Origin of the sequence: Mesorhizobium sp. M7A.F.Ca.CA.001.10.2.1 (genome assembly GCF_003998575.1) — a bacterium.
Taxonomy (GTDB): Bacteria; Pseudomonadota; Alphaproteobacteria; order Rhizobiales; family Rhizobiaceae; genus Mesorhizobium.
In genome coordinates this window covers 1-3,462 of sequence record NZ_RZQY01000649.1, presented here as the reverse complement: position 1 = coordinate 3,462, position 3,462 = coordinate 1, and the positions used below count along the sequence as shown (strand labels likewise).

Sequence of the window (3,462 nt, the reverse complement as noted above, 5' to 3'; positions counted from 1 at the left end):
CTCCAGACCAGGACGCCTAACCCCTGGTCGACGGAAATCGGCAGCAACTCGTACTCCGCCTCGCGCGCTTCCAGCGTGTAATGGATCTGCTGCGTGACGAAGCGCGGCTGGTGGCGGCTGTCGCTGATGCCGAGCGCCTTCATCACCTGCCAGCCGGAATAGTTGGAGCAGCCGACATAGCGGATCTTGCCCTGGGCAACCAGCGTGTCGAGCGCGCCGATGGTTTCCTCCAGCGGTGTCACGCCATCCCATTCGTGCAGGAAATAGATGTCGATGACGTCTGTCCTGAGCCGCTTCAGGCTCTTCTCGCATTCGCGGATCAGGTGATGGCGCGACAAGCCTTCATCGTTTGGGCCTTTGCCGATCCGCATCCGTGCCTTGGAGGCGATCAGCACGTCGCCCTTGCGCTTGCCGCCGAGCGCTTCGCCGATGATTTCTTCGGAAATGCCATTCGAATAGACGTTGGCGGTGTCGATGACATTGATGCCGGCGTCGATGCAGAGATCGATCATCCGGCGCGCCTCGTCGAGATCGGTCTTGCCGACCGCCGAAAATGCGCCGGCGCCGCCGAACGTCATGGTCCCCATGGTCAGCGTCGAAACTTTCAGGCCGGAACGGCCGAGGGTGCGGTATTCCATGTCGATCCTCGCGATTGCGTTGGGGAAGGGGCTGGGGAGGGCGCCCGAATGTGGCCGCTATTTGTAGGACAATTTGCGCGACTTGTCGCCATGCCAGGACGCCGGATCGATCATGCCTGGCGGGATTGGCAGCGGCGGCGATCACGCTCGGGCTGCAATAAAACCGTCATTGCAGGCCTATATTGAAGTCGGCTCAGGCGTTGCCGTTCCGGGCTGTAAGCCGGAGTTTGGGGCGCCGGACGTGGATCGACAGAGCTTGCAAGTGGAGCAGCCGATAATGACCGAGCTAAAACAGAATTCTCCGGCCAGGGATTGGCTTGAAGCCGAGCTCGCCGACACGCTCGACGAAGACTATGAGCTCGAAATGTCGGAGCCGGCGCTGTCGATGGAGATCGCCAAGATCTACAAGAACTCGCATCCGCCTTCGATCGATCGCATGCAGTATTTTCGCGACCTGATCACCCTGCAGTCCGAATTGATCAAGCTGCAGTCCTGGGTCGCCTACCACAAGAAGAAGCTGGTGGTGATCTTCGAGGGACGCGATTCGGCCGGCAAGGGCGGTGTCATCAAGCGCATCACCCAGCGGCTCAATCCGCGCATCTGCCGCGTCGTGGCACTGCCGGCGCCGACCGAGCGCGAAAAGTCGCAATGGTATTTCCAGCGCTATGTCCCGCATCTGCCGGCCGGCGGCGAGATCGTGCTGTTCGACCGCTCATGGTACAACCGCTCGGGCGTCGAGCGGGTGATGGGCTTTGCCCAGCCCGATCAGGTCGAAGAATTCTTTCACGACGTGCCGGAGTTCGAGCGCATGCTGGTCCGCTCGGGCATCACCGTGGTCAAATACTGGTTCTCGATCACCGACGAGGAACAGCAGATGCGCTTCCTGATGCGCATCCATGATCCAATGAAGCAGTGGAAACTGTCGCCGATGGATCTGCAGTCGCGTGTGCGCTGGGAGCAGTACACCAAGGCCAAGGAAGAGACCTTCGCCCGCACCAACATCCCGGAAGCGCCTTGGTTCATCGTCGAGGGCAACGACAAGAAGCGCGCGCGGCTGAACTGCATCGACCATCTGCTCAAGCAGCTGCCTTACGAGGAAGTGCCGCACGAGGAGATCACTTTGCCGGAGCGCGTCTTCAACCCCGAATACGAGCGCCAGGTGCTGCCGCGCGAGCTCTACGTGCCGGAGAAGTATTGATGGATCGCTCCCTTCTCCCCGTATAGTGACGGGGAGAAAAAGCTGTAACTACGCCCGCTTGATGGTGACGTGCGTGGCAAGCGGCGTCGCCACCTGCTCGCTGCAGATATAGCCCAGCTTGAGCATATCGAGGCCGGCGAAAAGGTTCTCGCCCGAGCCGAGCAGCACCGGCGCGATCGCCAGATGCATCTCGTCGATCAGTTTTTCCTGCAGATATTGCCGGATGGTGGCGACGCCGCCGCCGACCCGCACGTCCTTGCCGCCAGCGGCAGCCTTAGCCTGTTCAAGAGCTGAATGGATACCGTCAGTGACGAAGTGGAAAGTCGTGCCGCCCTCCATCGTGATCGGTTCCCGCTTGTGATGGGTGAGCACGAAAACCGGCACATGATAGGGCGGGTTGTCGCCCCACCAGCCCTTCCAGCTGTCGTCAGGCCACTCGCCGCGGATCGGCCCGAACATGTTGCGGCCGAGGATCCAGGCGCCGACATTCTCGAAGCTGCGCGCCGCGAACGCCTCGTTGACGTCGGTGGTGCCGCCATCTTGTCCGAGCACCTTCTCGCGGAAGGTGCAGGTGTCGACAAACCACTTGTGCAAGGATTCCCCACCGACGCCGAGAGGATTTTGCAGATCCTGATCGGGACCGGCGCCATAGCCGTCGAGCGACAGGGTGAAAGCGTTGACGCGAAGTTTGGACATGCGAGCCTCCTCGATAACCGGTTGTATTTTGCAAGCAGTTGTTTTGTAGCAAACTGATTGTGAATTGCAAGCGGTATTTTAGAGAACTTTGCCGCACCGCACGTGCAGAGCAGAAAGATCCGGCAGTCTCGACGCGAGCAAATGTTCCGTTGCCATGCAATTGCTTGTGACGAGAGAAATATCGCGGTTCCTTCCTTGCGACGCGAACAGGATGCAGCCGCAAGTGTCAGCCAAAACTATCGGCGCTGCGACGCTTCGAGCATACGTTCGACAGCAAGACGCAGTGGCGGCAGGCTGTCGGTCACCACCGGCCATACTATCGCACCGGAGGTTTTGTGATATTCGTGACGCAAAACGTTGCCTATCCCACGAACTTGTTTCCATGGAATCTCGGGAGCAAGTGCTGCCAAATCATCTGGAATGTGCCGGGCAGCTTCGGAAATGATTTCGATCCCGCGCTCGATGCCATGTCGGAGCAGCCAGTCGCTATTAAAGTCATCCAACGTCTTGCCCGCGGCGGCAGCAGAGATGCCGTCCAGGGCCTCCATGATTTCGGCTAGAATCGGTTCGATCCGGCGCACTGCCATCAAAATATGCGCACAGCAGATTGTTCGATGTCGGCCTTCAACATGGGATTGAGGCTGTCGCGGGTGGTGATATCGATCTCCGCTGACATCTTCTCCTCAAGAAATTGCTTGATGCCGACCAGATCAATCAGCGAAAAGCGTCTTGCAGGATCATAATCGATGAAGAGGTCGAGATCGCTGTCAGGTCCTGCGTCGCCCCGTAAAATCGATCCGAACAGATAAAGCGAAGTCGCGCCCATGCCTTTGATGGCATCTGCATTTCTCTGCAACCGCTTTATCACCTCATTCCTGCTCATGAATTCATTCTAGCGGATTGCGTTAAAATTCCAAAGCGACCTAGCGG

At 58.9% G+C, this 3,462-nt stretch carries 5 protein-coding genes; 1 reads left to right on the top strand and 4 read right to left on the bottom strand.

The window, feature by feature from the left end; translation table 11 throughout:
• On the bottom strand, nucleotides 1–638 hold a 638-nt coding region (locus EN964_RS29190), incomplete at its 3' end, for an aldo/keto reductase (RefSeq protein ID WP_164776064.1).
• Between the two features lie 277 nt (nucleotides 639–915).
• On the opposite strand from EN964_RS29190, the gene ppk2 reads away from it, so the two are divergent.
• Complete coding sequence (gene ppk2 / locus EN964_RS29185) at nucleotides 916–1,836, top strand: polyphosphate kinase 2 (RefSeq protein ID WP_127270468.1); 921 nt, start codon at nucleotides 916–918, stop codon at nucleotides 1,834–1,836.
• A gap of 48 nt (nucleotides 1,837–1,884) precedes the next feature.
• Here the strand turns inward: ppk2 and EN964_RS29180 are convergent, their stop codons facing one another.
• The 3 genes from EN964_RS29180 to EN964_RS29170 all read right to left on the bottom strand — a co-directional run bounded on the left by EN964_RS29180 (nucleotide 1,885) and on the right by EN964_RS29170 (nucleotide 3,415).
• On the bottom strand, nucleotides 1,885–2,532 hold the full coding sequence (locus tag EN964_RS29180; protein WP_127270469.1) for a dihydrofolate reductase family protein: 648 nt from the start codon (nucleotides 2,530–2,532) through the stop codon (nucleotides 1,885–1,887).
• A gap of 236 nt (nucleotides 2,533–2,768) precedes the next feature.
• Complete coding sequence (locus tag EN964_RS29175) at nucleotides 2,769–3,119, bottom strand: DUF86 domain-containing protein (RefSeq protein ID WP_127270471.1); 351 nt, start codon at nucleotides 3,117–3,119, stop codon at nucleotides 2,769–2,771.
• Complete coding sequence (locus EN964_RS29170; RefSeq protein WP_127270472.1) at nucleotides 3,119–3,415, bottom strand: nucleotidyltransferase family protein; 297 nt, start codon at nucleotides 3,413–3,415, stop codon at nucleotides 3,119–3,121. The genes EN964_RS29175 and EN964_RS29170 overlap by 1 nt, the downstream gene beginning before the upstream one ends.
• Between the last annotated feature and the right edge of the window lie 47 nt (nucleotides 3,416–3,462).

What these genes read in the sequence shown, in the direction of transcription:
- ppk2 (WP_127270468.1), top strand. Translation starts at nt 916, where the DNA reads ATGACCGAGCTAAAACAGAATTCTCCGGCCAGGGATTGGCTTGAAGCC.
- EN964_RS29180 (WP_127270469.1), bottom strand. Translation starts at nt 2,532, where the DNA reads ATGTCCAAACTTCGCGTCAACGCTTTCACCCTGTCGCTCGACGGCTAT.
- EN964_RS29175 (WP_127270471.1), bottom strand. Translation starts at nt 3,119, where the DNA reads ATGGCAGTGCGCCGGATCGAACCGATTCTAGCCGAAATCATGGAGGCC.
- EN964_RS29170 (WP_127270472.1), bottom strand. Translation starts at nt 3,415, where the DNA reads ATGAGCAGGAATGAGGTGATAAAGCGGTTGCAGAGAAATGCAGATGCC.